The organism is Kribbella sp. NPDC054772 (genome assembly GCF_053611945.1).
The window spans coordinates 69,753-96,199 of the sequence record NZ_JBSHBJ010000002.1 but is presented as its reverse complement, the minus strand read 5'-3'; the positions used below and the strand labels follow the sequence as shown (position 1 = coordinate 96,199).

Annotated in this window: 25 protein-coding genes and 2 riboswitches; of the genes, 22 read left to right on the top strand and 3 right to left on the bottom strand. The window is 70.4% G+C overall.

Going from position 1 to position 26,447, the window contains the following annotated elements:
- Positions 1-32 precede the first annotated feature (32 nt).
- The 16 genes from ACWGID_RS03345 to ACWGID_RS03270 all read left to right on the top strand — a co-directional run bounded on the left by ACWGID_RS03345 (position 33) and on the right by ACWGID_RS03270 (position 18,547).
- A complete protein-coding gene (locus ACWGID_RS03345) occupies positions 33-962 on the top strand; it encodes a cobalamin biosynthesis protein (RefSeq protein ID WP_452193979.1) in 930 nt (309 codons plus the stop codon).
- A complete protein-coding gene (locus tag ACWGID_RS03340) occupies positions 953-1,633 on the top strand; it encodes a phosphoglycerate mutase family protein (protein ID WP_452193977.1) in 681 nt (226 codons plus the stop codon). Before ACWGID_RS03345 ends, ACWGID_RS03340 begins: the two co-directional genes overlap by 10 nt.
- Positions 1,624-2,595, top strand: coding sequence for a DUF3500 domain-containing protein (locus tag ACWGID_RS03335; RefSeq protein ID WP_452193975.1), 972 nt, complete (start codon positions 1,624-1,626; stop codon positions 2,593-2,595). The genes ACWGID_RS03340 and ACWGID_RS03335 overlap by 10 nt, the downstream gene beginning before the upstream one ends.
- A 32-nt stretch (positions 2,596-2,627) precedes the next feature.
- Positions 2,628-2,963 (top strand): metalloregulator ArsR/SmtB family transcription factor, encoded by a 336-nt coding sequence (locus tag ACWGID_RS03330; protein WP_452193974.1) that lies wholly within the window; start codon positions 2,628-2,630, stop codon positions 2,961-2,963.
- A gap of 70 nt (positions 2,964-3,033) precedes the next feature.
- Positions 3,034-3,435, top strand: coding sequence for an SRPBCC domain-containing protein (locus tag ACWGID_RS03325; RefSeq protein ID WP_452193972.1), 402 nt, complete (start codon positions 3,034-3,036; stop codon positions 3,433-3,435).
- A riboswitch (cobalamin riboswitch) is annotated at positions 3,422-3,546 on the top strand. Its footprint overlaps the gene before it by 14 nt.
- A gap of 35 nt (positions 3,547-3,581) precedes the next feature.
- A complete protein-coding gene (gene cobN, locus ACWGID_RS03320; RefSeq protein ID WP_452193970.1) occupies positions 3,582-7,277 on the top strand; it encodes a cobaltochelatase subunit CobN in 3,696 nt (1,231 codons plus the stop codon).
- A 12-nt stretch (positions 7,278-7,289) separates the two neighbouring features.
- Positions 7,290-8,057 (top strand): 5'/3'-nucleotidase SurE, encoded by a 768-nt coding sequence (gene surE, locus ACWGID_RS03315; RefSeq protein ID WP_452193968.1) that lies wholly within the window; start codon positions 7,290-7,292, stop codon positions 8,055-8,057.
- 144 nt (positions 8,058-8,201) lie between these two features.
- Positions 8,202-8,338, top strand: a riboswitch (cobalamin riboswitch).
- 72 nt (positions 8,339-8,410) lie between these two features.
- Positions 8,411-10,702 carry a magnesium chelatase subunit D family protein gene (locus ACWGID_RS03310; RefSeq protein WP_452193966.1) on the top strand — a complete coding sequence of 764 codons (2,292 nt, stop codon included), beginning with the start codon at positions 8,411-8,413 and terminating at the stop codon, positions 10,700-10,702.
- 1 nt (position 10,703) lies between these two features.
- Positions 10,704-11,318 carry a cob(I)yrinic acid a,c-diamide adenosyltransferase gene (gene cobO / locus ACWGID_RS03305; RefSeq protein WP_452193964.1) on the top strand — a complete coding sequence of 205 codons (615 nt, stop codon included), beginning with the start codon at positions 10,704-10,706 and terminating at the stop codon, positions 11,316-11,318.
- A complete protein-coding gene (locus ACWGID_RS03300; RefSeq protein WP_452193962.1) occupies positions 11,312-12,664 on the top strand; it encodes a cobyrinate a,c-diamide synthase in 1,353 nt (450 codons plus the stop codon). The genes cobO and ACWGID_RS03300 overlap by 7 nt, the downstream gene beginning before the upstream one ends.
- On the top strand, positions 12,661-14,007 hold the full coding sequence (gene bluB, locus ACWGID_RS03295) for a 5,6-dimethylbenzimidazole synthase (RefSeq protein WP_452193960.1): 1,347 nt from the start codon (positions 12,661-12,663) through the stop codon (positions 14,005-14,007). Before ACWGID_RS03300 ends, bluB begins: the two co-directional genes overlap by 4 nt.
- Entirely contained in the window at positions 14,004-14,606 is a 603-nt protein-coding gene (locus tag ACWGID_RS03290) for a hypothetical protein (RefSeq protein WP_452193958.1), read from the top strand. The genes bluB and ACWGID_RS03290 overlap by 4 nt, the downstream gene beginning before the upstream one ends.
- Before the next feature lie 102 nt (positions 14,607-14,708).
- On the top strand, positions 14,709-15,818 hold the full coding sequence (locus tag ACWGID_RS03285; RefSeq protein WP_452193956.1) for a LolA family protein: 1,110 nt from the start codon (positions 14,709-14,711) through the stop codon (positions 15,816-15,818).
- 8 nt (positions 15,819-15,826) lie between these two features.
- Entirely contained in the window at positions 15,827-16,762 is a 936-nt protein-coding gene (locus tag ACWGID_RS03280; protein WP_452193954.1) for an ATP-binding cassette domain-containing protein, read from the top strand.
- Complete coding sequence (locus ACWGID_RS03275) at positions 16,749-17,690, top strand: ABC transporter permease (RefSeq protein ID WP_452193952.1); 942 nt, start codon at positions 16,749-16,751, stop codon at positions 17,688-17,690. Before ACWGID_RS03280 ends, ACWGID_RS03275 begins: the two co-directional genes overlap by 14 nt.
- 5 nt (positions 17,691-17,695) lie before the next feature.
- Complete coding sequence (locus ACWGID_RS03270) at positions 17,696-18,547, top strand: putative RNA methyltransferase (RefSeq protein ID WP_452193950.1); 852 nt, start codon at positions 17,696-17,698, stop codon at positions 18,545-18,547.
- 66 nt (positions 18,548-18,613) lie between these two features.
- On the opposite strand, the gene ACWGID_RS03265 is transcribed toward ACWGID_RS03270, so the two are convergent.
- On the bottom strand, positions 18,614-19,282 hold the full coding sequence (locus ACWGID_RS03265; protein ID WP_452193948.1) for an FMN-dependent NADH-azoreductase: 669 nt from the start codon (positions 19,280-19,282) through the stop codon (positions 18,614-18,616).
- 124 nt (positions 19,283-19,406) lie between these two features.
- Between ACWGID_RS03265 and ACWGID_RS03260 the strand changes: the two genes are divergently transcribed.
- The gene (locus ACWGID_RS03260; protein ID WP_452193946.1) at positions 19,407-19,955 is read left to right on the top strand and encodes a MarR family winged helix-turn-helix transcriptional regulator; all 549 of its coding nucleotides are present in this window, start codon (positions 19,407-19,409) and stop codon (positions 19,953-19,955) included.
- On the opposite strand, the gene ACWGID_RS03255 is transcribed toward ACWGID_RS03260, so the two are convergent.
- Both ACWGID_RS03255 and ACWGID_RS03250 read right to left on the bottom strand, forming a co-directional pair.
- Positions 19,952-20,602 (bottom strand): response regulator, encoded by a 651-nt coding sequence (locus ACWGID_RS03255; protein WP_452193944.1) that lies wholly within the window; start codon positions 20,600-20,602, stop codon positions 19,952-19,954. The genes ACWGID_RS03260 and ACWGID_RS03255 overlap by 4 nt on opposite strands.
- 1 nt (position 20,603) lies before the next feature.
- Positions 20,604-21,899, bottom strand: a complete 1,296-nt coding sequence (locus ACWGID_RS03250; protein WP_452193942.1) for a sensor histidine kinase — start codon at positions 21,897-21,899, stop codon at positions 20,604-20,606.
- Positions 21,900-22,252: 353 nt separating this feature from the next.
- Here ACWGID_RS03250 and ACWGID_RS03245 point away from each other — a divergent pair, with 353 nt between their 5' ends.
- Genes ACWGID_RS03245 through ACWGID_RS03225 form a run of 5 tightly spaced genes read left to right on the top strand, consistent with a single transcriptional unit; the run spans position 22,253 to position 26,344 of the window.
- Entirely contained in the window at positions 22,253-23,275 is a 1,023-nt protein-coding gene (locus ACWGID_RS03245; protein WP_452193940.1) for an ABC transporter substrate-binding protein, read from the top strand.
- Between the two features lie 15 nt (positions 23,276-23,290).
- Complete coding sequence (locus ACWGID_RS03240; RefSeq protein ID WP_452193939.1) at positions 23,291-24,088, top strand: ABC transporter ATP-binding protein; 798 nt, start codon at positions 23,291-23,293, stop codon at positions 24,086-24,088.
- Positions 24,085-24,864, top strand: a complete 780-nt coding sequence (locus ACWGID_RS03235) for an ABC transporter permease (protein WP_452193937.1) — start codon at positions 24,085-24,087, stop codon at positions 24,862-24,864. The genes ACWGID_RS03240 and ACWGID_RS03235 overlap by 4 nt, the downstream gene beginning before the upstream one ends.
- Complete coding sequence (locus tag ACWGID_RS03230) at positions 24,861-25,949, top strand: Ldh family oxidoreductase (protein WP_452193935.1); 1,089 nt, start codon at positions 24,861-24,863, stop codon at positions 25,947-25,949. Before ACWGID_RS03235 ends, ACWGID_RS03230 begins: the two co-directional genes overlap by 4 nt.
- The gene (locus ACWGID_RS03225; protein WP_452193933.1) at positions 25,949-26,344 is read left to right on the top strand and encodes a RidA family protein; all 396 of its coding nucleotides are present in this window, start codon (positions 25,949-25,951) and stop codon (positions 26,342-26,344) included. Before ACWGID_RS03230 ends, ACWGID_RS03225 begins: the two co-directional genes overlap by 1 nt.
- The last annotated feature ends 103 nt before the right edge of the window (positions 26,345-26,447 follow it).

Here is a 26,447-nt window from a genome sequence, read left to right as displayed (position 1 = left end):
ATCACAGGGCCGGACCTGGCAGACTTCCAAGGGTGTCCCGGGCCATCGGTGTTCTCCTCGGCTTCGCCGCCGACCGCCTTCTCGGCGATCCCCGGCGCTTCCACCCGGTGGCCGGCTTCGGCCGGACCGCCGCGCGCCTGGAGCAGCAGGTGTACGCCGATTCGCGCCCGGCCGGTGCCGCGTACACCGCGATCCTCGTCGGCACCACGACCGCGGCCGGGATCGCCGTCGAACGAGCCACCCGCAACCACCCGGTGCTGCACACGATCGCGACCGCCGCCGCGACCTGGACGGTGCTGGGCGCCCGCAGCCTGGAGCGCGAGGCCGAGACGATGGCCGGCTTGCTGGAGGAGAAGGACATCCCGGCCGCCCGCGACCGCCTCGGTCACCTGTGCGCGCGCGACGCGACCGATCTCGAAGCCGACGATCTGGCTCGTGCGACCGTCGAGTCCGTCGCGGAGAACACGTCGGACGCCTGCGTCGCGCCGCTGCTGTGGGGCGGCGTCTTCGGTATCCCGGGGCTGCTCGGGTACCGCGCGGCCAACACGCTCGATGCGATGGTCGGTTACCGGTCTCCGAAGTACGAGAACTTCGGGTGGGCGGCGGCGCGACTGGACGACGTACTCAATCTGTTGCCGGCTCGGGTCTGCGCGGTGCTCACCGGTCTGGTGGCGGGTCGGCCGAAGGAGGCCATCGGCGTCTGGCAGCGGGATGCCGGCCGGCATCCGAGTCCGAACGCGGGGCCGGTCGAGGCGGCGTTCGCCGGCGCACTCGGGCTGAAGCTCGGCGGGACGAACAGTTACGGGACCTATCAGGAGGACCGCGGCACGCTCGGTGACGGACCGGCGCCGACGGTGACCGACGTCCGGCGTACGGCGGCACTCGCGACCAAGGTCGGCGCGGCAGCGGCCGGAATGGCTGCGGTCGTAGCGGTCCTGGGAAAGGGGAAGCGATGGGGCTGAGTCACCGGCCGTTGCGGATCGCGCTGATCCGGCACGGCGAGTCCGAGGCGAACCTGGACAAACGGATCTACGAACGCGTTCCGGACCACGCGGTCCGGCTGACGCCGCGCGGGCACGAGCAGGCGGCCAAGGCGGGTAAGCACCTGCGGGAGGTGTTCGAGAACGAGCCGGTCCGGGTGTACGTCTCGCCGTACCTGCGGGCCCGGCAGACGCTGGACTCGCTCGGGCTGGACGACCTGATCCGGATGCCGTGCGAGGAGCCGCGGCTGCGCGAGCAGGACTGGGCGAACCTGCAGGACACCGAGGACATCAAGCAGCAGGAGCAGCTCCGGAACTCGTTCGGGCACTTCTTCTACCGGTTCACCCACGGCGAGTCGGGCGCGGACGTGTACGACCGGGTGTCGACGTTCCTGGAGACGATGCACCGCGACTTCGACTCCCCGAACGCGCCGCAGAACGTGCTGCTGGTGTCGCACGGGCTGACCATGCGGCTGTTCTGCATGCGGTGGTTCCACTGGTCGGTCGGGTTCGTCGAGTCGCTGCGCAACCCGGACAACGCGGAAACACGCGTCCTGCTGCGGCAACCCGATTTCCGGTACAAGCTGGACCGGCCGTTCGAACAGTGGACACCTTACGAACCGACGGAACGGGAGCGATCGGCATGGTTGTAGCGCAGACGCGGGACGCCGTACTGGATCTGCTGGCGAGCCTCACGCCGGCGCAGCTGGACAAGATCCGGGCGCCGTTCGACACCCCGGACCACAAGGAGTGGACCTACCTGCCGGGGGACCGGGCCGGCCTGCCGCTGTCCGAGCTGACGCCCGCGCAGCAGTTGCTGGCGAAGCGCCTGGTCGAGCTCGGATGCAGTGAGCGTGGCGCGGCGGACTCGTGGGCGGTGCTGGACGCGGAGGTGATCCTGCGCGGGATCCCGGCGCTGCCGGCGTCGGGGGACTGGGAGGGCTCGGTCCTCGGCGGCCGGTACTTCCTCCGGGTGCTCGGCGACCCGTCCGGCACCGAGCCGTGGGCCTGGCGGCTGAACGGGCACCACCTCGCGCTGCACGTGACGTTCGTCGACGGCGCGGTCGCGTTCACACCGCAGTTCATCGGGTCGAACCCGGCCGAGGCGCGGACCGGACCCGAGGCGGGCCGACGGTTCCTCGCGGCCGAGCAAGACCTGGGCTTCCAGCTCCTGCACGCCCTCGAACCGGGCCAGCTGGAGATCGCGCACGTCTCACCGGACGCCCCCGACGACATGCTGACTCGCCACGACCCGGTCGCCGACGCTTCGCTACTGCACCGCGGCCTCGGGTACGGCGACATGACCGAGGACCAGCGTCAGCTCCTCAGCCTGCTCATCGGCCAGTACGTCGGCCGCGCCGCCGGCCCGATCGGTCTGCAGACCTGGCAGGACATCACCGAACACGGCATCGAGCGCCTTACCTTCGCCTGGGCCGGTGAGACCCAGCCCGGCGTCGGCCACCGCCACTACTACTCGATCGCCGGCCCCAGTTTCCTCGCCGAGTACGACAACACCCAGGACAACGCCAACCACATCCACTCGGTCTGGCGCGACCTCCGCAACGACTGGGGCACCGACCTGCTCGCCGCCCACTACGCGCTTCATAAGGCTTGACTTATGTAAACAATCATTGACACACTGAAGAGGTGGAGATCTTCAGTGCGCTCGCGGACGGCACCCGGCGGCGGATCGTCGAGTTGCTGGCCCGGGGTGAGCGGACGGCCGGTGAGCTGGCGAACGAGTTCAGCAGCACCCGGCCGGCGGTCGCGCACCATCTGAAGGTGCTGCGGGAGGCAGGTCTGGTCCGGCGGCGCGTCGACGCGCAGCGCCGGGTCTACAGCCTCGACGCGCGCGGCTTCGGTGAGCTCGAGCAGTGGGTCGCCACGCAACGGCAGTTCTGGGACCGGCACCTCGACCGTCTGGACGCGCGGATCCGCGCCGACCTCGCGGCGGGCGACACACCTGATAGGAGACAGTCATGACAGATCTGGGCACCCTCACCGAGGGCGTCGTACGGCTGGAGCGCAGCTTTCCGGTGGATATCGAGACGCTGTGGTCGTACCTCACCTCGAAGGACGGCCTCCGCCGCTGGATCGCCGACGGGGAGTTGGGCCGGACGGCGCCCTGCTCGTCATGCACGACAACCAGGGCGACCCGATCAGCGGCAAGACGCTGGCCTGGGAACCGCCCCGGCTGGCCGAGTTCGAGTGGAACGGCGGGCCGACGCAGCCTGCGGACAGCATCGTCCGATTCGAGCTGACCCCGGAGCCGGACGGCACCCGGCTTGTTCTCACCCACGGCAGGCTGACGGATCAGGGGCACGGCCTGGACTTCGTCTCCGGCTGGCACTACCACCTCGACACACTGGCCGCCGTCGTTGTCGACGCCGAACCTGGCTCAGACCGCGCGACCTGGGAGGAACTCAAGAGCCGGTACGCCGCGTCGGTCGGCTAGAGTCGGCGACGTCATTCGACGGCATCAGCAGGAACCCGGTGTGAGTCCGGGGCGGTCCCGCCACTGTGACCCGTAAGGGGAGTCAGGAACTGCCGCCGTCGTACCTGGAGTCGGGGCGTGGATACCCCGGGAAGGAACGGTCGCGCATGCCTGCGAACCTGCTGTTGCTGTCCACCGCCGACACCGATCTGCTGGCGGCCGCGGAGGCCGGCGCGGGGTGGAAGGTGGCGAACCCGGCCCGCCTCGAGCTCGCCGAGCTCGGTGGGTTGCTGGCGACCTCCGATGTCGTGGTCGTGCGGCTGCTCGGTGGTCGGCGCGCCTGGGAAGAAGGGCTCGACGCGGTGCTCGCGGCGGGCAAGCCGACGGTCGTGGTCAGTGGTGAGGCCGCGCCGGACGCAGAGCTGATGTCGCTGTCGACGGTGCCGGCCGGTGCCGTCACCGAGGCGCTGGCGTATCTGCGCGAGGGCGGCGCGGACAACCTCCGGAACCTGGCCGGCTTCCTGCGCGACACGTTGCTGCTCACCGGCGACGAGTTCGAGCCGCCGCGCGCGCTCCCGGCGTACGGCGTGCGCGGGACGTACGTCGAGGACGACCGGCCGGTGGTCGGGATCGTGTACTACCGCGCTCACGAGATCTCCGGGAACACGGCCTTCGTCGACGCGCTGGCGTCCGCCGTGACGGAGGCAGGCGCGCAGCCGCTGCCGGTGTACTGCGGGACGTTGCGCGGCCTTGATCCGACGAGCGACGAGAACGCAGGCTTGTTCGACCTGCTGCGCAAGTGCGACGTGCTCGTCACGACGCTGCTCGCCGCCGGCGGTTCGGTCGCGGCGAACGCCAGCGCGGGTGGAGCCGAAGACGCCTGGGACGCCGGTGCGCTCGCCTCGCTCGACATCCCGTTGATCCAGGGCCTCGCGCTGACCTCGACGCGCGAGCAGTGGGTGGAGAGCGACGCGGCGATCAGCCCGCTGGACGCCGCGACGCAGGTCGCGATCCCGGAGTTCGACGGGCGGCTGATCACGATCCCGTTCTCGTTCAAGTCGTACGACGCCGACGGGCTGGCCCGGTACGCGCCGGACGCCGAGCGGTGCGCGCGGCTGGCCGGGATCGCGGTCGCGCACGCCCGGTTGCGGCACGTGCCGCCGGCCGAGAAGCGGATCGCGCTGGTGTTGTCGTCGTACCCGACGAAGCATGCGCGGATCGGGAACGCGGTCGGTCTGGACACCCCGGCGTCGGCGGTCGTGCTGCTCGGCCGGCTGCAGGAGGCCGGGTACGACGTCGGCGACCTCGACGTGAGCGCGCTGGAAGGTGATGGGCTGATCCATCAGCTGATCGCGGCCGGTGGTCACGACGTCGACTGGCTGACCGACGAGCAGTTGGCGTCCGCGGTCGCGAAGGTCCCGCTGTCGACGTACGCGCAGTGGTTCGGCCGGGTGCCGGAATCGTTGCAGACGGCAATGACCGAGGCGTGGGGCGAGGCGCCCGGCGAGTTGTACGTCGACAGCTCGGGTGACGAGCCCGCGATCGCGCTGGCGGCGCTGCGGTTCGGGAACGTGGTGCTGATGATCCAGCCGCCGCGCGGATTCGGTGAGAACCCGGTGGCGATCTACCACGATCCGGACATGGCGCCGTCGCACCACTACCTGGCGGCGTACCGCTGGCTGGAAGCACCCGTCGAAGAGGGCGGGTTCGGTGCGCAGGCCGTCGTACACCTGGGCAAGCACGGGACGCTGGAGTGGCTGCCGGGCAAGGGGATCGGGATGGCGGCCGACTGCGCGCCGGACGCCGTACTCGGGAACCTGCCGATGGTGTACCCGTTCATCGTCAACGACCCCGGCGAGGGGACGCAGGCGAAGCGGCGCGCGCATGCGACGGTCGTCGACCACCTGGTGCCGCCGATGGCACGGGCCGAGACGTACGGCGACATGGCGAAGCTCGAGTACCTGCTCGACGAGTACGCGACCGTGCAGGCGCTCGACCCGGACAAGGTGCCGACGCTGCGGGCCCAGATCTGGACGTTGATCCAGGCGGCCCAGTTGCACCACGACCTGCACACGGACGAGAAGCCCGAGGACGACGACTTCGACGAGTTCGTGCTGCACCTGGACGGGTACCTGTGCGAGATCAAGGACGTGCAGATCCGCGACGGGCTGCATGTGCTGGGCGGTGCGCCGGACGGTGAAGCGCGGGTGAACCTGGTGCTCGCCGTACTTCGCGCTCGGCAGCTGTGGGGCGGTTCGTACTCGATCCCGGGTCTGCGGGCCGCGCTCGGGGAGACCTTCGGGGTGGACGAGGCCGAGTTGCTCGCCAATCCCGGCGTGTCCGTTGACCTCACCGATCTGGCGACGCTGGCCGACCTGCCCGCGGTCACTGGCGCAGACGGTGTGGACATCTTGGAAGCCGTCGCGCGGAAGCTGGTCCTCGGCATGGAGACGCTGAGCTGGGACGCGTCCAAGGTCCCGGTCGTCGTCGCCGAGGTGCTCGGCCGGGAGTCCGCTCAGGTGACGGCGTCGCTGACGTTCGCGGCCGAGGAGGTCGTACCGCGGCTGGCGCGCACCGACGACGAACTGGCTAACGTACTGCGCGCCCTCGACGGGCGGTTCGTCGAAGCCGGACCGTCCGGGTCGCCGACCCGCGGTCTGGTGAACGTACTGCCGACCGGGCGCAACTTCTACGCGGTCGACCCGAAGGCGATCCCGAGCCGCAACGCGTGGGACGTCGGCGTCGCGCTCGCCGACTCGTTGCTGGCCCGGCACTTGTCCGAGACGGGGGAGTACCCGCGATCGGTGGGCCTGACCGTCTGGGGAACGTCGGCGATGCGGACCCAGGGCGACGACCTCGCCGAGGTGCTCTGGCTGCTCGGCTGCCGCCCGGTCTGGGACGAGGCGTCCCGGCGGGTGACGAGCTTCGAGGTGGTCGATCTCGTGGAGCTCGGTCGGCCGCGGATCGATGTCACGATCCGGATCTCCGGCTTCTTCCGGGACGCGTTCCCGCACGTCGTCGCGCTGCTCGACGAGGCGGTCCGCACGGTCGCCGCGCTCGACGAGCCGCCGACGGACAACTTCCTGAAGGCCCACGTCGACGCTGACGTTGCTGCGGGCAACGACGTACGCCAGTCGACGGCCCGGGTCTTCGGCTCCAAGCCGGGCTCGTACGGCGCCGGCTTGCTGCCGCTCGTGGACGCGCGCAACTGGCGCACCGACGCCGAGCTGGCCGAGGTTTACGCCGTCTGGGGCGGGTACGCGTACGGCAAGGACCTGGACGGCGCCGAGGCCCGCGGCTCGATGGAACGCGCGTACGCCCGGATCCAGGTCGCGGCGAAGAACGCCGACACCCGCGAGCACGACATCATGGACTCCGACGACTACTTCCAGTACCACGGCGGCATGATCGCGATGGTCCGGCACCTCACCGGCTCGAACCCGAAGGCGTACGTCGGCGACTCGGCCGTCCCCGCCCAGGTGAAGACCCGGACGCTGGACGAGGAGGCGAAGCGGGTCTTCCGGGCGCGGGTGGTGAACCCGCGCTGGATGGCGGCGATGCGGCGGCACGGGTACAAGGGTGCGTTCGAGATGGCCGCGACCGTCGACTACCTGTTCGGCTACGACGCGACCGCGGGCGTGGTCGACGACTGGATGTACGAGTCGCTGACCACCGAGTACGTCGCGAATCCCGAGATGGCCGAGTTCTTCCGCGCGTCGAACCCGTGGGCCCGGCACGGCATCGCCGAACGGCTGCTCGAGGCGGCGCAGCGCGGGCTCTGGGCGGAGCCGTCGGACGAGGCGCTCGCGACGCTACGGAACGCAGTACTTGAGACGGAAGGTGACATCGAGGACCGCGGCTGATTGGGTTGAGGCATGCTTCCTGAGCGACCACGGGTCCTGATCACCAACGACGACGGGTATCGCGCCCCGGGAATCCGGGCGCTGGCACCGACCATCGCCGAGCTCGGGTACGACGTGGTCGTGGTCGCACCGCTGCTCGACGAGAGTGGCGTCGGATCGGCCCGCGCGGGCATGGTCGGCCGCCCGATCCGGACCGCGTCCGACGAGGAGAACGGCGTCACCTACATCGGGATCGAGGGAACGCCCGCGGGTGCGGTGACGCTGGCGGCCCTCGGCGCGTTCGGTCCGGCGCCCGACCTGGTCCTGTCCGGGATCAACCGCGGGCTCAACGTCAGCGTGTCGATCTTCCACTCCGGCACCGTCGCGGCGGCCGTGACCGCGTCCGGTTACGGTACGTCGGGGGTCGCCGTCAGCCTCGACTCGGAGGACCCGCAGCACTGGCCGACCGCGGCGACGATCGCGGGTGAGGCGCTCGGGTGGATCGCGGCCGAGCCCGCCGGCACGGTCGTGACGATCAACGTGCCGGACCGCCCGCTGGACCAGCTGGCAGGAGTACGCCACGCGTCGCTGGCGCCGCTGTCACACTCGCGGCTGACCGGCTCGACGGCTCCGACCGGGGAGCCGGTGATCCTGCTGGGGCCGAATCACCCGAATCCGGACCCGGACTCCGACGTGGCCCTCCTCGCCGCCGGCTTCGTCACCGTCACCCCGATCGTCGGCATCCGCGAGGTCGCGGACGACACCGCCGCCAACGCCCTCGCCAAACGCCTGAACCGCTGACGCCTGACTGCCTGACACCGGGTGCCGCTGGCGGGTTGCTGCGCCGCTGACGTGCTGTAACCCGTCAGTGGTCACACAACCCGCCACCCGGCGGCGTGGTGAGTGCCACGTGACCGGGATGGGTTCCGGAGGGAGTTGGTGTGCCATGATCGGGCCGACGGTTGTGGAGGAACACCGGTGCGAATCCGGGGCGGTCCCGCCACTGTGACCAGAGCTGTGCGAAAGCTGTGACAGGCGCAGACTCTGGGAGCCAGGACATCCACGGTCGTCCGCCGGCCTACGGAATTCCGCAGCGCCGGCGTACCAGTGCCGTAGCGGGCGTGGACACCCGCTCGACGAAAGGGATTCCGCCGATGCGGGCCGTGCGTTCACCGGGTCAGTCGACCAGCTTTCCGTTCACCGCGATCGTCGGGATGGACGATCTCCAGCTCGCGCTGATCCTGGCCGCGATCTCGCCGGCGATCGGCGGCGTCCTGATCCGCGGCGAGAAGGGGACGGCGAAGTCGACGGCCGTCCGCGCGCTCACCGAGATCCTCCCGCCCGTCGAGGTGGTCCCCGGCTGCCGCTTCTCCTGCGATCCGGCGCGCCCCGACCCGACCTGCCCCGACGGCCCGCACCACGCGGAAGACGGTGCCGACCTCAGCGACGGATCGCATCACGCGGAAGCGGACCGTGCCGCGCACGGTGACGGACTGCGTCACGGGGAAGCGGACGGTACCGCGCTCAGCGACGGACCGCTTGGGGGAGCGGCGGACCGCGGTGATGCGGGTGGGACCGGCGGGCGGCCGGGGCTGCGGGCTGCGCAGTTGGTCGAGTTGCCGGTGGGCGCGACCGAGGACCGGGTGCTCGGGTCGTTGCACCTGGAGAAGGCGCTCGCGGAAGGCGTCACGGCGTACGAGCCGGGCTTGTTGGCGGCCGCGCATCGGGGGTTGCTGTACGTCGACGAGGTCAACCTGCTGCACGATCACTTGGTCGACGTACTGCTCGACGCGGCCGCGATGGGGCGGGCGACGGTCGAGCGGGACGGCGTCTCGGTCACGCACCCGGCGCGGTTCGTGCTGGTCGGCACCATGAACCCGGAGGAAGGCGAGCTCCGGCCGCAGTTGCTCGACCGGTTCGGCCTGACCGTGGACGTGGTGGCGAGCCGCGATCCCGCCGTCCGCGTCGAGGTGATGCGCGCGCGGCTGACCTACGAGGCGGATCCGGAGACCTTCGTCGCCCGGTACGACGGCGCGCAGCGGGAGCTCGCCGAGCGCATCGTGAAGGCGCGCGACCTGCTGGCCGAGGTGCTCCTGACCGACTCCGCACTGCGGCAGATCGCGGAGATCTGCGCTTCGTTCGACGTGGACGGGATGCGTGCGGACCTCGTGACGGCTCGTGCCGCCGTCGCTCATGCAGCGTGGTCCGGGCGCACGGTCGTCGAGGTCGAGGACGTCCGGGCGGCCGCGAAGCTGGCGCTCCCGCATCGCCGTCGGCGGAACCCGTTCGACGCACCGGGGTTGGACGAGCAGCAACTCGAAGACGCGATCAACAACAGCACGCCCCCGGAAGACCCCGACGACGACCCGCCGGGCGGCCCGGGCGGCCCGGGCGGCGCCGACGACCCGGCCAACGCCGACGCGGCGCCGGGCGACTCGAACGACTCGGCGAGCGCCGCGGACCCGACAAACGGCGACCTGGCGAACGACGCCTCGGATGATGCCGCGGATCCGGCCCGCGACGGCCTGGACGACGGCGCGCCCGGCGACCCGAAGCGCTCGGCTGCGAAAGGTGAGCCGGGTGACGGTGAAAGCGGTCAGCCCGGCCCGACGCCGGTCGGTGAGATCGCCGGAAGCTCCGAGCCCTACAAGGCCCGCCTCCTGAGCGTGCAAGCAGCTGGGATGGGTGTCGCCGGCCGCCGCTCCCGCGCCATCACCGAGGTGGGCCGGGTCGTCGGCGACCGCGCGCGAGTCGGCCGCGAGCCGGGCCGACCGCATCTCCTCGGCACCATCTGGAGCGCCGCCCCACACCAGCACGCCCGCGGTCGCAGCGGCACAGGCCTCGTGGTGCGTCCCGCCGACGTCCGCCTCGCCGTACGCGAAGGTCGTGAGGGCAACCTCGTCCTGTTCTGCGTCGACGCGTCCGGCTCGATGGGCACGAAGAAGCGCATGGGCGAGGTGAAGACCGCGATCGTCTCGCTGCTCCTCGACGCGTATCAGCGCCGCGACACCGTCGGCCTCGTCACGTTCGCCGGCCCGGCCGCCACGGTCGCTCTCCCGCCGACGGGCAGCGTCGAAACCGCCGTACGACGCCTCGAATCCCTCCCGACCGGCGGCCGCACCCCGCTCGCCGAAGGTCTCTTGCAAGCAGCCGAGGTACTGCGGATCGCCGCGATCCGCGACCCGCGGCGGCGCCCGCTCCTGGTGCTCGTCACCGACGGCCGCGCCACGTACGGCGAGAACGCCTTCGCCCGCGCTCGTCAGGCGGCCGGCTGGCTGGCCCAGCAGGGCATCGCGACCGTTGTCGTGGACTGCGAACCGCACCGCGGCGTCCGGCTCGGTCTTGCCGCCGAACTGGCGGTCGACCTCGGCGCGGAGTACCTCGACCTCGGAGATGTTGCCGCCGGCAACCTCGTCCGCGCGGTCACGGACCGGAAGGCGGCCTGAGATGCCGAAGGGGCAGCCGGCCGCCGTACCGGACGACGGACTGACCACCCGCCAGCGCCGCAACCGGCCGCTGCTGATGGTGCACACCGGCGAGATGAAGGGGAAGTCGACCGCCGCGTTCGGGATGGCGCTGCGGGCCTGGAACCAGGGCTGGAACCTCGGGGTCTTCCAGTTCGTGAAGAGCGCGAAGTGGAAGGTCGGCGAGGAGAGCGCGTTCAAGGCGCTCGGCGAACTGCACGCGGCGACCGGACAGGGCGGTCCGGTCGAGTGGCACAAGATGGGTGAGGGCTGGAGTTGGTCCCGCAAGGCCGGCACCGAGGCGGACCACGCCGCCGACGCGCTCGAGGGCTGGCGCGAGATCCAGCGCCGGCTCGCCGCCGAGACCCACGACCTGTACGTACTCGACGAGTTCACCTACCCGATGAAGTGGGGCTGGATCGACGTCGACGAGGTGGTCTCGACGCTCGTCGATCGTCCCGGTCACCAGTACGTCGTGATCACCGGACGCGACGCGCATCCGAAGCTTCTCGATGCGGCGGACCTGGCCACCGAGATGACCAAGCTGAAACACCCGATGGACACCGGCCAGAAGGGCCAGAAGGGCATCGAGTGGTGATTCCGCGGGTGGTGATCGCGGCGCCGGCGTCCGGAGCCGGGAAGACGACCGTCGCGGTCGGGCTGATGGCCGCGCTGCGGAACGCCGGACACGTGGTCGCGGGCTTCAAGGTCGGACCCGACTACATCGACCCCGGGTTCCACGCGGTCGCCACCGGACGCCCGGGACGCAACCTCGACCCGATGCTGTCCGGCGAGGAACGCATCGGCCCGCTCTTCGCGCACGGTGCGGCCGGCGCGGACCTGGCCGTCATCGAGGGCGTGATGGGCCTGTACGACGGTGCGCTCGGGACCGAGGGTTTCTCGTCGACCGCGCATGTCGCGAAGCTGTTGCAGGCGCCCGTGGTGCTGGTGGTCGACGCGTCGGCGGCCGGGCGCAGCGTCGGGGCGGTCGTCCAGGGTTTCGTTGCCTTCGACACCGAAGTGCGGATCGCCGGGGTGATCCTGAACAAGGTCGGCTCGGACCGGCACGAGACCGAAGTACGCGCCGGTGTCGCGCCGACCGGCGTCCCCGTCCTCGGCGTCCTCCGCCGCGACACACGGCTGACCGTCCCGAGCCGGCACCTGGGCCTGGTCCCCGCCGACGAACAACGCGCCCAAGCCGAAGCAGCAGTCGAAGCCGCCGCCGAACTCGTCCACCAAGGCGTCGACCTCCAGGCCGTCGTCGCCACCGCCAAGGCTGCCCCCAGCCACCAAGCCACCCCCTGGAACCCAAGCGAAGAGCTCGAACAACCGCCCTCGCCGACCGCGCGACCTGTGGTTGCGGTTGCTGGGGGACCGGTCTTCTCCTTCAGGTATGCGGAGACGACGGAGTTGCTGACCGCGGCGGGGGCGGAGGTTGTCACGTTCGACCCGTTGACCGACACGTTGCCCGAGGCAACGGCGGCGCTCTGTCTCGGCGGCGGCTTCCCTGAGCTGCACGCGGAGGCCCTGTCCGCGAACAAGGAGCTGCGCCACCAGGTCGCCACCGAGGTCGCCGCCGGTCTGCCGGTGATCGCCGAATGCGCCGGCCTGCTTTACCTCTGCCGCGAACTCGACGGCCACCCGATGACCGGCGTTCTCCCGGCAACCGGCCGGATGACGCCGCGCCTCACCCTCGGGTACCGAACAGCTGTCGCCGCGACCACCACGACCTTCTTCGACGAGGGCCGCCGCGTCCACGGGCACGAGTTCCACCGCACCACGGTTGACCTCGACGCCGACGTACAGCCGGCCTGGTATCTCCCGACCGGCGTCGAAGGCATCACGCTCCCGAACCTGCACGCGTCGTACCTGCACCTGCACTGGACGGCCACCCCCGACGTCCCGGCCCGCCTGGTCGCCGCCGCCCGCGGGCGGGTCCGATGAGCCTGGTGCTCGGCGTCGGCCTCCGCTCCGGTACGCCGTACTCCGAGCTCGCCGACCTGGTGGCCAAGGCCGTCAACGGTGACGTGCGGTTGGTCGTGACGATCGCCGGTCGCGAGACCGAGCCGGCACTGCGACAGCTTGTCGACGAGCTCGGAGCAGAGCTGCGCACGTTCACGACCGACGAGCTGGCCGACCAGCCGGCGCCAACGCCGAGCGAGCAGGTCGAGCAGCTCGCGGGCGTCCCCAGTGTCGCCGAGGCAGCCGTCCTCGCCAGTGGCGCGCAGCTTCTGATCCTGAAACAACGCAGTACCAACGCGACCGTCGCCGTCGGTCGCTTGCCCGCGCCCGGGTACGCAGCGGACGAGCGGGCCGTGGTGCATCGCGTGATCGCCGAGCGCCGCGACGTCCGCCGGGGATTCCTCGACGTCCCGATCGACGACGATCTGCTGACGCGGGTGCTCGAAGCCGCGCACCGGGCGCCGAGTGTGGGACTCAGCCAGCCGTGGGACTTCCTGCTGATCCGCGATCTCGCCACCCGCCGCAAGGTGCACGATCTCGCCATCGAGCAGCGCGACGCGTTCGCCGCGTCGCTGCCGGAGGACCGTCGGTCGGCGTTCGACGGGCTGAAGATCGAGGCGATCCTGGACACGCCGCTGAACATCGCGGTGACCTGCGACCCCGGTCGCGGCGGCCGGCACGTTCTCGGTCGGCACGCGGATCCGCGAACGACCTGGTTCTCCGCAGCGATCGCGATCCAGAACCTCTGGCTCGCCGCCCGCGCCGAGGGACTGGGCGTCGGCTGGGTCTCCTTCTTCGAACCCGCCGAGGTCGCCGCGGTGCTCGACCTGCCCGCGCACATCGAACTGGTCGGCTACCTCTGCGTCGGGTACGTCGACGAGTTCGCAGCGGCACCCGAGTTGGTGCGGTCCGGCTGGGCCAGGCGCCGACCTCTGACCTGGGCGATGCATCACGAGGAATGGGGACGCCGTACGACGTCGATCGTCGACGACGCGTTGCGGGCGGGCGCGAACGCAGTACCGGCCTCCGGTCAGAAGGTCCGCGTTGTCGTCGGCGGCGACGCGACCGACCTGGGACAGCCCGACGCGCTGGTCGTCGACCTCGGCGCCGACCGCCCGCGAGCCGACTTCGGAGTGCTGTGGCGACCTGCCCGTACGCCGGCCGAGGCGGTCGAGTTGGGCGTCGAGATCGCCCGCGACCTGGCGCTGCAAGGAGTCGGCGAACTCGTCGTACAACTCGCCGATTCTTCAGCTACTGCTCAGGCTCTTGCCGAAGGCTTGGAGACCGGTGCGTCGGCCTGTGGTCTGACACACTCGCCCGCATGACCTCCCAAGCGCCCACCTACGTGCCCGCGTTCTCGATGAAGCAGCGGGTGACGTTGATGGCGAACAAGTACGAGCTGATCGCCACCAACCCGGACGGGAGCGACGGGCCGCTGCTCGCGTTCGCGCAGCAGAAGCGGATGGCGTTCAAGGAGCAGGTGACGTTCTACACCGACGACACCAAGACCCAGCCGGTGTTCTCCTTCAAGGCCCGCAAGACCCTCGACCTCGGCTCCGGGTACGACGTGTTCGACGCCGACGGGCAGGCGATCGGCTGGTTCAAGAAGGAGTTCGGCAAGAGCCTGCTCCGGTCCACCTGGTTGCTTTCCAGCGGGCACGTGCACGGGACCGGTACCGAGCGGAACGCCACGATCGCGATCGTCCGCCGGATCTGGGAGTTCGTCCCGATCGTCGGGGAGATCCCGCTGCCGTTCATCTTCCACTTCGACTTCACCGAGGAAGAGTCGGGCACCGCGGTGCTCTCGGTGGAGCGGAAGATCTCAGTCCGGGACCGGTACCGGATCACCGTCCAGGACCAGCGCCTGGACTTCCGGGTCGCCGCCGCGATGACGGTCGCCCTGGACGCGTTGCAGTCACGCTGAGTCCCCGGCGTACGACCACGGTCGTACGCCGGTCTCACTCTTTCGGGTGAACCTGCCCTGACTACCCTTGGTTCCGGTTGCCGCCGGTGCGAGGCTGTACACATGGGCGTAGCACAGCGCAGTCGACGGTGGTTGGTTCCGTTCGCGGCAGTCGCAGTGGTCGCGGGGGTGGGGACTCTGGGGCCGATGGTCGCGGACGCCTCGCCCAAGCTTCCGAGCATCACCGCACAAGATCTGCTGGCCAAGGTGCAGACGGCGAAGGTCGACGGCCTCAGCGGCACGGTCACCTCGACCGCGGACCTCGGCCTGCCCGAGATCCCCGGCGCGCCGGCCGGTAGCGAGCAGATCACCCAGCTGCTCAGCGGTCAGCACACCGCGCGCGTCGCGTACGCCGCTCCGAACATGGCCCGCGTCTCGATCCTGGACAACCAGTCCGAGCGGGTCTGGACGACCGACGGCAAGACCGCCTGGGCGTACGACTCGGCCAAGCGCGAGGCCACCAAGCTGACCGTCCCGGCGCACTCGAACACGCCGGAGAAGGCGAAGCCCGGCAACTACGACCCGCAGGCGGTCGCCAAGCAGTTCCTCGCCGCGATCGACCCGACCACGACGGTCCAGGTCAGCGGCACCGAGAAGGTCGCCGGCCGGGACGCCTACAAGATGAGCCTGGTGCCGAAGACCGACAAGACGACCGTCGGCTCGGTGACGCTCGCGATCGACTCCAAGACCTGGGTCCCGCTCGACGTGACGGTGCTGCCGCGCGGCGGCAACAGCCCGGCGCTCGAGGTGGGCTTCAGCTCGGTCTCGTTCAGCACACCGGCGGCGAGCACGTTCACGTTCACCCCGCCGGCGGGCGTGAAGGTCACCGATCAGAAGGTCCCGTCGAAGGGCGAGGCCCCGGGCAAGCTGACGCCGAAGCAGACCACGCCGGCCACGCCGAAGCCGGGGACGGCCCAGGCCAAGCCGACCGTGATCGGCACCGGCTGGGAGAGCGTCGCGATGATCAAGGGCGCCCAGACCGCCGCCCTGACCGGTAACGGCCCGCTGGCCCAGCTGCTCGCGAAGGCGCCGACGGTCCAGGGCTCGTGGGGCACGGGCAAGGTGCTGACCAGCAAGATGGTGAGCGCGCTGATCACCACCGACGGCCGGGTCTTCGTCGGACTGGTCACCCCGGACACCCTGCAGGCCGCCGCGGCGAAGGCCCCGCGCTGAACAGCACGATGACGAGCGCGCCGGTCGTCACCCACGGCCTGACTAAACGGTTCCACGGCGGGCAGGTGGCGGTCGACGCGGTCGACCTGGAAGTGCCGGCCGGCAGCGTGTACGGCTTCCTCGGCCCGAACGGGTCGGGGAAGACCACCACGATCCGGATGCTGCTCGGGCTGATCGCGCCGACCTCCGGTGCGGTCGAGTTGCTCGGCGAGCCGATGCCGAAGGCGCACCTGCGGGTGCTGCCGCGGGTCGGGGCACTCGTCGAGGGGCCGGCGTTCTACCCGTTCTGGACCGGCCAGGCGAATTTGCTCCGCTTCGACGCCGCCGACCGTACCGCCGACCCGAAGACCCGGAAGGCGCGCGCGGGGGAGGCCCTCGAACGGGTCGGCCTGTCGAACGCGGCCGGTAAGAAGGTCCGGGCGTACTCGCTCGGGATGCGCCAGCGGCTCGCGATCGCGGTCGCGCTGATGCAGCGCCGGGAGCTCCTCGTGCTGGACGAGCCGACCAACGGTCTGGACCCGCAAGGCACCCGCGAGGTCCGGCACCTGATCCGCGAGCTCGCCAACGACGGGACGACGGTCTTCACCTCGACCCACCTGCTCGCCGAGGTCGAGCAAGTCTGCACTCACGCCGCGGTGATGAGCCGCGGCAAGCTCCTGCGCCAGTCCACCGTCGCGGACCTGCGCGCCGAGCTCCGCCCCAAACTGATCGTCCGTACGCCGGACCTCGCGACGGCGGCCGAGACGCTGCAGGGTCTCGGCGTCACCGATCTGAAGACGACCCCCGAGACCGTCGAGGGCGATCCGGGCGAACTGCCGATCGAGAAGTTCGCCGCCGCGCTGGTGGCGGCGGACGTCCGCATCCACGGCTTCGGCCTGGAACGCCCCAGCCTCGAGGACGCCTTCGTCGCCCTCACCGGGGAGGGCTTCGATGTCGCCGAGTGAACTCCCACCCGAGCCGGTCACCGCTGAGCCCGCACGCGCCACCGCGGCGCAACCGGCTGAGCCCGCGCGCCCCACCGCTTCCCAGCACGCCGAGGTCGTCGCCGGGAGGCCGAGTGCTGGGCGGCATACGTTGGCGTTGTTCCTCTCTGAGTTGCGGCTGGTTTTCGGGCGGGCTCGGACGCAGGTGGGGCTCGGGGTGCTTGCCGCCGTACCGCTGCTGATCGGGATCGCGATCAAGATCGCCGGCAATGACGGCGGCACCGAGGGGTTCATCGGGCAGATCGCCGGCAACGGGCTGTTCCTGATTGTCGCCGCCCTCGGCCTGTCGCTGCCGTTCTTCCTGCCGACCGCGGTGACCGTGATCTCGGGGGAGTCGCTGGCCGGCGAGGCCAGTCTCGGCACCCTGCGCAACCTGCTCACCGCCCCCGCCGGCCGCTCGCGCCTGCTCGCCGCGAAGATGGTCGCGCTCGCGGTCTTCTGCCTGGCCGCGACGATGACGATCTGGCTGTCCGGCCTGATCTTCGGGTTCATCCTGTTCCCGGTCGGCGACGTCCTGCTGCTCTCCGGTTCGACCGTCTCGCTCGGTGACGGCCTGCTGCGCGCCCTCGGGATCGCCGTCGTGATCTCGCTGTCGCTGCTCGGGCTCGCCGCGATCGGGCTGTTCGTCTCCTCGCTGACCTCGACGCCGCTCGCCGCGATGGCCGCGACCTTCGGGACGTTCATCGTCCTGGGCATCATGACCGCGATCCCGCAGCTGCACGCGATCCACCCGTGGCTGCTGATGTACCGCTGGCAGTCCTTCGCCGACCTGCTCCGAGATCCGCCGTACTGGCACGAGATCGGGCGCAACCTGCTGCTCCAGGCGGGGTACCTCGTCGTCTTCTACACCGCTGCCTGGGCGAGGATCACGAGCCGCGACATAACGTAGGCGGCATGGAAGCCGACCTCGTTGCCGTCCTGCGCTGCCCGGTCTGTGCCGACGGGCTGGTGCTGGACGACCGTACGGCGCGGTGCGCGCGCGGCCACGCCTTCGACCTCGCCAAGCAGGGCTACCTGAACCTGTTGCCCGCGGCCTCGAACGGGATCGACGGCGACTCGGCCGCGATGGTCGGCGCCCGCACGGTGTTCCTCGGCACCGGCCACTACGCCCCGATCCGGGACGCCCTGATCCTCAACGCCGAGCTGGGCGAGGACGATCTGGTCGTCGAGGTCGGCGCCGGCACCGGCTACTACCTGGCCGGTGTTCTCGGTCTGTCCCCGCAGCGCCGGGGCATCGCCCTCGACGTCTCGAAGTACGCGGCCCGTCGGGCGGCGAAGGTGGATCCGCGGATCGCGTCGGTCGTCTGCGACGCCTGGCGTGAGCTCCCGCTGGTCGACGGGTCCGCGCAGCTGATGCTGAACGTGTTCGCCCCGCGGAACGCCGCCGAGATGGCGCGGGTCCTCGCGCCCACCGGCCGCCTGCTCGTGGTCACCCCGAACCAGCGGCACCTGACCGAGCTGGTCGGCGTACTCGGGATGGTCAGTGTCGACGAGGACAAGGAACGGCGGCTACACGAGTCGCTGGCGGGGGAGTTCGAACGGGTCGGTAGCGAGGTGATCGAGGAGACGATGGCGCTCGATCGGACCGCGGTGGAGCAGTTGGTGCTGATGACGCCGAGCGCCCGGCACCTGAACTATCGCGAGTTGCTGCAACAGATCGCCGTACTGCCGGAGCTCGCGATCGTCACGTTGTCCGTGACGCTGTCGACGTGGAAGCGGACCTCCAGCACTCATCAATCGGCCTGACAGCCGGCAGCCCACGCTCTGCGACGCTCGCCGGCGGCGATTGTGTAGTGCTGGAGGTCCGCTCCGTCAGGCGGCGTTGCCGATCAGTTCGCGGGCCACGACGGTGCCGTGGTTCTCCGCCACCACGTGCGCCTCGGACTCCGAGACCTTGGACGCGTCGATCAGCTCCTCCATCCCCGGGGTGACCGGGGCGAGGGTGAGCTCGGCCGCCGCGGTCCGGATGTTCATGCCGAAGACGTCACCGAAGATCCGCTCCAGGTACGGCGTCGCGTGGTCCCAGCCGTGCTTCGGCGTACCGGGGCCGTAGCCGCCGCCGCGGGCGATCGCGAAGATCGCCGGCCGGCCGACGAGCGGACGTGAACCGAAGGCGAGGTCCTTGTCGATCACCAGCACGTCGATCCAGGTCTTCACGTTCTGCGCGATGCCGTAGTTGTACATCGGTACGGCGAGCAGGACGGCGTCGGCGTCGACGATCTCGGCTTTCAGCTCGTCCGCGAGCGCCTGGGCCTCTGCGAGCGGCATCCGGTCGGAGCCGGCGGCCGGCTCCTGGCCGAGCTGGGCGGCGACGAGCGTCGGCCACAGGGTCGCGGACAGCGGGTGCTGCCCGAGGTCACGCCGTACCACGACACCGTCCGGGTGCTCCGCCTTCCAGGCGGCCTCCGCGCTGTCCGCCAGGGCACGCGACACCGAACCGTCCAGCCGGACGCTGGCGTCGACGCGTAGCAGGGTGCTCATACGTTCTGTCTCCATCGAGTTGAGGGGAATGCTCGGGTTGAGATGCTCCCAAGATAATCTGTGAAGCAGAACATATACAAGTCAGATCGTATTCCGGGTGGCGTACACCACGTACGATGGGGACATGTCCAGTACTTCGCCTGAGGTCGCGGCCCGGAGTCCGCGCGGAGTCGAGCCCGCCGAGGCCAGCGGTGCGCCCGTTGAGGCCGATCTCGGCTGGGCGCTGGGCGTCGTCTTCCGGCGGTACGCGAAGGCGTCCGCGGCCGCGCTCGAGGGCCTGCCCGGCGGTCCGCGGGGTTACCAGGTGCTCGCGACGACCTCGGCCGAGGGCCCGAAGCGGCAGCTCGACCTGGCCGCGCAGCTGGGCGTCGACCGGACCGTGATGACCTACCTGCTGGACGACCTGGAGAAGGCCGGTCTGGTGCAGCGCCGGCCCGACCCGGCCGACCGGCGGGCGCGGCTGATCGCCCCGACGGAACAGGGTGGGGAAGCGCTCTGTGATCTGGAGCGCCGGCTGCGCGCGACCGAGGACGAGATGCTCGGCATCCTGGACGAGTCCGAGCGGGCGAGCTTCCGGATGCTGCTGCAGCGGCTCGCGATGAAGGCGAACGCGGTCGACCCGCTGCACAACGCCTGCACCCTCGCCGAGGCCGAGGACCCAGCGCGCACCTAATGCAGCGGTACGAAGCCTGATTCGTACGCGCGGATCACTGCCTGCGTCCGGTCCCGGGCGTTCAGCTTGGCGAGCACGTTCGCGACGTGCGTCTTGACCGTCTGCAGACCGAGGATCAGCTCGCCGGCGATCTCCGCGTTGGACAGCCCGCGGGCCATCAGCCGCAGCACCTCCTGCTCGCGGTCGGTCAGCTGGTACTCGTCCAGGCCGGTCGGCGTCCGCGACCCCGCGTGCGCGAGCGCCAGTGACCGGATCGCCTCCGGGAACAGCAGCGACTCGCTGCGCGCGACCGTCCGGATCGCCGCGATGATGTCGTCCGGCGGGGTCCGCTTGAGCAGGAACCCGGACGCGCCGGCCCGGAGCGCGTCGTACACGTAGTCGTCGTTCTCGAACGTGGTGACGACCAGGACGCGCGGCGCCGGGTCGAGGCTGTCGAGCAGCAGCCGGGTCGCCTGGATGCCGTCCACGGCGGGCATCCGGACGTCCATCAGCACGACGTCGGCGCCGGTCCGGCGGACCACGGGGAGCACCTCCGCGCCGTCCCCCGCCTCGCCGACGACCGTCAGATCGGGCTCGGCGTTGATGATGGCGCGCAGTCCGCTGCGGATCAGCGGCTCGTCGTCGACCACGACCACCGACAGGTTCATGTCATCCCTTCGTCGTCATGCTCACAGGCAACCGCACCGCCAGTCGCCAGCCCGGTTCGTCCCGCCAGCTCACCGGGCCGGCATCGACCGTGCCCCGCAGTACGGCGACTCTTTCACGGATCCCGGCCAGTCCACGGCCGCCGCCCGAGTGGTCGGACCGGCCGCTGACCGGATTGGTGACGGCGAGCCGCAGACCGGAGGTGTCCAGCCGGATCGACAGGTCGACAGCGAGCTCGTCGGCCGGGCGACCGGCGTGCCGGATCGCGTTGGTCAGACCTTCCTGGACGATCCGGTACGCCTCCCGGGAGACCGCCGCGGGCAGCTGGTCCAGGTCGCCAGACCGCTCGACCTCGATGGTGATCCCGCCGGCCTGGGTCGCCTCGACCAGTCGGTCCAGGCCGCCGAGCGTTGCCTGCGGCGTGGTCCGCGTCCCCGGGCGGCGGTCGTCCCGCAGTAGTCCGAGAACGTGGTCGAGATCGGCGAGCGCGGCGCGCGCCGAGGTCTCCATCGCAGCCAGCGCGTTCTCGGCGAACTCCGGGTCGCTGGCCAGTACCCGCCGGGCGGCCGCGGCCTGGATGGTGACCAGGCTGAGCGCGTGCCCGACGCTGTCGTGCAGCTCGCGGGCGAGACGGTTGCGTTCGGCAAGCGTCGCGGTCTGCTGCTCGAGCAGCTCGATACGCTCCGCCGCGGTCGGGCCGAGGACCTGCGGCGCAAGGTACGCGAGCAGTGCGCCGACGACGGCGGACAGCAGGAACAGTCCGGCGAGTCCGGCGATCGCCGCCGCGGGCATCCAGAGGTCGGTCCAGTCGCCGCGGACGTCGTACGACCAGCCTGGGACGATGTCGCGGGAGCCGGGGGAGCGGAACGGCGCCGCCAGCCAGACCGCGCCGAGGCCGACCACGATCGTGCTGATAATCCCGACCACGCCGCCGGCCAGCAGGTGCAGGCAGAACCACAGCGCGGTCCGCCGCCGCTGTGCCCAGGTCCGCGCCGGGCCGAGCGGCCGTTCCTCGAACCGCACCGCGAGCAGCGACTCGACCGCGATGCCCTCCACCTCGCGGACCGCCGGCAGCAGCCCGAGCGCGATCGGCGGCAGCAGCCCGATCACCACCCAGATGATGCCGGTGGCAACCTTCGGCAGCCCGAGATCGGAGACCACGGCGCCGAGTGCGCTGTCCACCAGGATGAACGCCAGTACCAGCGCGGCGCCGAGCAGCAGGTACACCCAGCGCAGGTACGTCGACGGACGCCACAGGCTGCCGATCGCCCGCCAGAGCTGTCGCGCCACGTCTCTCACAGTGACATCGTGTCAAAGCGGGGGCGGCGCCACCTCCCTCCGTGGAGGGATCGGCCGCCGGGCGTGTGCTGTCTCACCAAGAAGTTGAGGGTTTACGTAAATTTGACGGTGTCCGGCCCGGTTCGGCCCTCGCGGGCGTCGCGATCTGCTGCTCTGGCAGGTACGGTCTGTGGTCGGGGCGGGTGCCCGGTCGGTTACGGACGGGCATGGGGAAAGCTCCAGACGGGTGGCGAGCAGGACTGCGAGGACCCGGCGCGGCGGACGACGTTAAGTCCCCGTGAAGACCCCGCGGGCGAATTGACCACCCTTCAATATTTGATGTTTGATCAAATATCGGGACGAGAGAGGTCGATATGAGGTTGAGGCGTTCCGTCATCGCGCTGGTGACGGTCCTGGGGCTCGCCCTGGTCAGTGCGTGCAATTCCGGCGACGACAAAGGCAAGGACGCGGACAACGGCCTGCAGAAGGTCAACTACCTGACGTCCTTCAACACCTTCGGCCGCGAGGCGTACGCGTACGTCGCGCTGGAGAAGGGGTACTTCAAGGACGCCGGGTTCGACGTCAAGATCAGCCCCGGCTCCGGCACCGTCGACGTGATGAAGCTGGTGGCCGGCGGTCAGGCCGACTACGGCATCGGCGACTTCACCGCGGTCGCGATCACCCTCGCCAAGCAGAAGCTTCCGGTGACCACGGTCGGCATGATCCACCAGGCGTCACTGGCCGGTCTGATGTCGCTCGAGGGGTACGGCGTGAACACGCCGAAGGACCTGGTCGGCAAGAGCGTCGGCGACCAGCCGGGCTCGACCAACACGGTGATGTTCGGCGTCTACGCGGAGAAGGTCGGCATCCCGCCGAAGTCGGTCACCTTCATCCCGTCGCCGCCGCCCGCGCTGCCGCAGCTGCTGGCCAGCAAGAAGGTCCCGGTGATCGGCCAGTTCGTGGTCGGCCAGCCGCTGATCGAGAAGGCCGACCCGCAGCACCGCAAGGCGGTCTTCCTGTCTTACGGCAAGGAGCTGCCGGACCTGTACGGCAACGCGATCATCACCCGCAGCGACCTGGCCAAGGACCACCCGGACCAGGTGAAGAAGTTCACCGCCGCGCTGCTCAAGGGCCTGCAGGACACCGTGAACGACCCGGCCGGGTCGGCGGCGATCCTGAAGAAGTACGTCCCGAGCACCGATCTCGAGGTCGCCACCAAGGAACTCCAGATCATGAAGGACTACACCAAGCCGGCCACCTTCAAGGGGTCGCTCGGTGAGGTCGACGTCGAGCGGGTGAAGAAGATCATCGCGCTGCTGGAGAAGTCCAAGGCGGTCCCGGCCGGTTCCCTCACCCCGCAGGACGTCGTCACCACCAGCCTGGCCCCGACGAACTAGGAGAACCGGCAACAGATGATTCGCCTGGACGGCGTGGGACAGGTCTTCGACGGACGCGAGGGCCAGGTGACCGCCCTCGAGAAGATCGACCTGCACGTTCGCGGCGGCGAGTTCGTCACGCTGATCGGCCGGTCCGGCTGTGGCAAGTCCACGCTGCTCCGGCTGATCGCGGGACTGTTGCCCCCGACGTACGGCGCGGTTCAGGTGGCGGGCGAGCCCGTCACCGGGCCGCGCCGGGACGTCTCGTTCATGTTCCAGCGCCCGGCGTTGCTGCCGTGGCGTTCGGTGGTGTCGAACGTGCTGCTGCCGGTCGAGATCGACAAGGGCGCCGGCGATCGCAGCAAGGCGGCGTACCGGAACCGGGCGCATGAGTTGCTCGAACTGGTCGGGCTGCAGGGGTTCGAGCGGCGGTTGCCGCACGAGCTGTCCGGCGGCATGCAGCAGCGGGTGTCGCTGTGCCGGTCGCTGATCCGCGACCCGCAGGTGATGCTGATGGACGAGCCGTTCTCGGCGCTCGACGCGCTCACCCGGACCGAGCTGTCCGAGGAACTGCAGCGGATCAAGATGGAACTGTCCACCACGATCGTGTTCGTCACGCACTCGATCGAGGAGGCCGTGGTCCTCGCCGACCGGGTGGTGGTGCTGACGCCGCGGCCCGGCCGGATGCGCGAGGTCGTCGACATCGACATCCCGCGGCCGCGCAGCCTCGGCCAGGACTCCCATGTCACCGAGGTCGCCACGATCAGCGCGCGGTTGCACGCGCTGCTCGCCGAGAAGGAAGCCCGCCCGGTGGACGAGGTGCCGTCGCGATGAAACGCAGATCCTGGCTGGCCACTTCGACCGGAGCGGCCATCCTGTTACCGGCCATCGGCCTGGTGGTCGCGGTCGGGCTGTGGTGGGGCGCCACCGTGGTGTTCTCGATCGAGCCCTACCTGGTGCCGAGCCCGGGTGACGTGGCGGTCAAGTTCCTCGACCAGCCGGGCGTCCTGCTGTCCGAGACCTGGACGTCGCTGCTGGAGACGATCGAGGGCTTCCTGCTCGCGATCGTGATCGGCGTCCCGATCGCGCTGGTGATCGTCCGCTCGGTGATCCTCGAGCGGCTGGTGTACCCGTTGCTGCTGATGGTGAACTCGATCCCCAAGGTCGCGGTCGCGCCGTTGCTGGTGGTGTGGATGGGTTTCGGGCAGTGGCCGAAGGTCGTGATGGTGCTGCTGATGTGCTTCTTCCCGATCGTCATCTCGACCGCGCAGGGGATGAAGTCGACCCCGACCGAGCTGGTCGAGCTGATGCGCTCGCTGAACGCCAGCCGGGCGCAGGAGTTCTTCAAGCTCCGGCTGCGGTACGCGATGCCGCAGATCTTCACCGGCTTCAAGGTCGCGATCTCGCTGGCCGTGATCGGTTCGGTGATCGCCGAATTCGTTGGCGCCACCAAGGGACTCGGCTACGTGATCCAGCAGTCCGGCGCGAGCGCCGACACCACGCTGGCGTTCGCCGCGATCACCCTGCTCAGCATCATGAGCATCGTCCTGTTCTACGGCTTGGCCCTGCTGGAGCACCTGCTCCTCCCGTGGGCTAGGGAGACCCGATGACCGCGCAAGCCTCCGATGCGGACCGGCGCGTGCTGGTACGGCCCGAATGGCTGGAGGCGACCGTTTCGGCGGTGTTCTCCGCGGTCGGGTTCGACTCCGAGGACGCGGCCGTGATCTCCGCTGCGCTCGTCGAGGCGGACCTGCGCGGTGTCAGCTCGCACGGCGTGATGCTGGTCCCGATGTACGTCGAACGCCTGAAGGCCGGCGGCGTCACCCGCGAGCGGGAGCTCGACATCCTGTACGACGCGGGCGCCGCGATGGTGGTCGATGCGCGCGGCGGGATGGGGCAGCTGTCCAGCCCGCAGGCGATGGGGCACGCGATCGAGCGGTCCGGCCGGTACGGGATCGGCATCGTCTCGGTCCGCAACGCCCACCATTTCGGGGCCGCGAGCCGCTGGGCGATGCAGGCCGCCGAGGCAGGGTGTATCGGTATCGCAATGTCGAACACCACGCCGCTGATGCCGGCCCCGGGCGGCGCCGAGCGGATCGTCGGCAACAACCCGCTGGCGATCGCCGTACCGACCTCCGCGGGCGTGGAGATCGTGCTGGACATGGCGTTGTCGGCCGTTGCGCTGGGCAAGATCCGGCTCGCGGCGTCGGCAGGGCGGACGATCCCGGAGACCTGGGCGACCGACTCCTCCGGTACGCCGACCACGGACCCGGACGAGGCGGTCCTCGGCATGCTGCTCCCGGCCGCCGGGCACAAGGGTTTCGGGCTGGCGCTGATGATCGACGTACTCACCGGGGTGCTGAGCGGTGGCGGCTGGGGTGACGAGGTCCGCCCGCTGTATCGCGAGCCCGACCGGCCGAACGACTGCGCGCACCTGTTCCTGGCGATCGACCCGGAGCTGATGGGCGGCGTGGAGGACTTCCGGCGGCGGTCCTCGGGACTGGCCGCGCGGGTCCGCGGGAGCGCCACCGCTCCCGGGGTGAACCGGCTCTATCTTCCGGGGGAGATCGAGGCCGAGCGCGCGGCGCAGCAGCGGCGGCGCGGCGTACTGATCGAGCGATCGGGACTGGACGGACTGCTGGCGGCCGCCCGCGCGGTCGGTGCCGTCGTCCCGGCAGGAGGGGTGTTGAGCTGATGCCGAAGACACAGGTGACCACCGAGGCGCTGCGGAGCCCGAACGGGGTGTTCTCGCAGGCCACCACGATCGAGGCGACCGGCCGGTTGGTGTTCGTCTCCGGGATGACCGCGCGTCGCCCCGACGGGAGTATCGCCGGGGTCGGGGACGTCCGGGAGCAGACCCGGCAGGTGTGCGAGAACGTGAAGTCGGCGGCCGAGGCGGCCGGTGGCACGCTCGACGACGTGTGCCGGGTCGACGTGTACGTGCGCAACATGGAGGACTTCGCCAAGATCCACGAGATCCGGGCGCAGTACTTCACGGAACCCTTGCCGGCTTCGACGATGGTCGAGGTCAGCAAGCTCGCGCATCCTGACTACCTGATCGAGATCTCCGCGATCGCCGTGATCGCATGACCGAGCGAAGCGAGGTCATCACCAAGCGCAGCCCGCTCGGTGCCTCGTCCGCGCCCGGAGCGAAGCGAGGACGTGGACGAGTGAGGGGTGATTCTGTGCGTGG

Excerpts from the sequence above, each read along its gene's own strand:
- ACWGID_RS03340 (WP_452193977.1), top strand. The coding sequence starts at position 953 with ATGGGGCTGAGTCACCGGCCGTTGCGGATCGCGCTGATCCGGCACGGC.
- ACWGID_RS03335 (WP_452193975.1), top strand. The coding sequence starts at position 1,624 with ATGGTTGTAGCGCAGACGCGGGACGCCGTACTGGATCTGCTGGCGAGC.
- cobN (WP_452193970.1), top strand. The coding sequence starts at position 3,582 with ATGCCTGCGAACCTGCTGTTGCTGTCCACCGCCGACACCGATCTGCTG.
- surE (WP_452193968.1), top strand. The coding sequence starts at position 7,290 with ATGCTTCCTGAGCGACCACGGGTCCTGATCACCAACGACGACGGGTAT.
- ACWGID_RS03310 (WP_452193966.1), top strand. The coding sequence starts at position 8,411 with ATGCGGGCCGTGCGTTCACCGGGTCAGTCGACCAGCTTTCCGTTCACC.
- cobO (WP_452193964.1), top strand. The coding sequence starts at position 10,704 with ATGCCGAAGGGGCAGCCGGCCGCCGTACCGGACGACGGACTGACCACC.
- bluB (WP_452193960.1), top strand. The coding sequence starts at position 12,661 with ATGAGCCTGGTGCTCGGCGTCGGCCTCCGCTCCGGTACGCCGTACTCC.
- ACWGID_RS03290 (WP_452193958.1), top strand. The coding sequence starts at position 14,004 with ATGACCTCCCAAGCGCCCACCTACGTGCCCGCGTTCTCGATGAAGCAG.
- ACWGID_RS03285 (WP_452193956.1), top strand. The coding sequence starts at position 14,709 with ATGGGCGTAGCACAGCGCAGTCGACGGTGGTTGGTTCCGTTCGCGGCA.
- ACWGID_RS03280 (WP_452193954.1), top strand. The coding sequence starts at position 15,827 with ATGACGAGCGCGCCGGTCGTCACCCACGGCCTGACTAAACGGTTCCAC.
- ACWGID_RS03275 (WP_452193952.1), top strand. The coding sequence starts at position 16,749 with ATGTCGCCGAGTGAACTCCCACCCGAGCCGGTCACCGCTGAGCCCGCA.
- ACWGID_RS03270 (WP_452193950.1), top strand. The coding sequence starts at position 17,696 with ATGGAAGCCGACCTCGTTGCCGTCCTGCGCTGCCCGGTCTGTGCCGAC.
- ACWGID_RS03265 (WP_452193948.1), bottom strand. The coding sequence starts at position 19,282 with ATGAGCACCCTGCTACGCGTCGACGCCAGCGTCCGGCTGGACGGTTCG.
- ACWGID_RS03260 (WP_452193946.1), top strand. The coding sequence starts at position 19,407 with ATGTCCAGTACTTCGCCTGAGGTCGCGGCCCGGAGTCCGCGCGGAGTC.
- ACWGID_RS03255 (WP_452193944.1), bottom strand. The coding sequence starts at position 20,602 with ATGAACCTGTCGGTGGTCGTGGTCGACGACGAGCCGCTGATCCGCAGC.
- ACWGID_RS03245 (WP_452193940.1), top strand. The coding sequence starts at position 22,253 with ATGAGGTTGAGGCGTTCCGTCATCGCGCTGGTGACGGTCCTGGGGCTC.
- ACWGID_RS03240 (WP_452193939.1), top strand. The coding sequence starts at position 23,291 with ATGATTCGCCTGGACGGCGTGGGACAGGTCTTCGACGGACGCGAGGGC.
- ACWGID_RS03235 (WP_452193937.1), top strand. The coding sequence starts at position 24,085 with ATGAAACGCAGATCCTGGCTGGCCACTTCGACCGGAGCGGCCATCCTG.
- ACWGID_RS03230 (WP_452193935.1), top strand. The coding sequence starts at position 24,861 with ATGACCGCGCAAGCCTCCGATGCGGACCGGCGCGTGCTGGTACGGCCC.
- ACWGID_RS03225 (WP_452193933.1), top strand. The coding sequence starts at position 25,949 with ATGCCGAAGACACAGGTGACCACCGAGGCGCTGCGGAGCCCGAACGGG.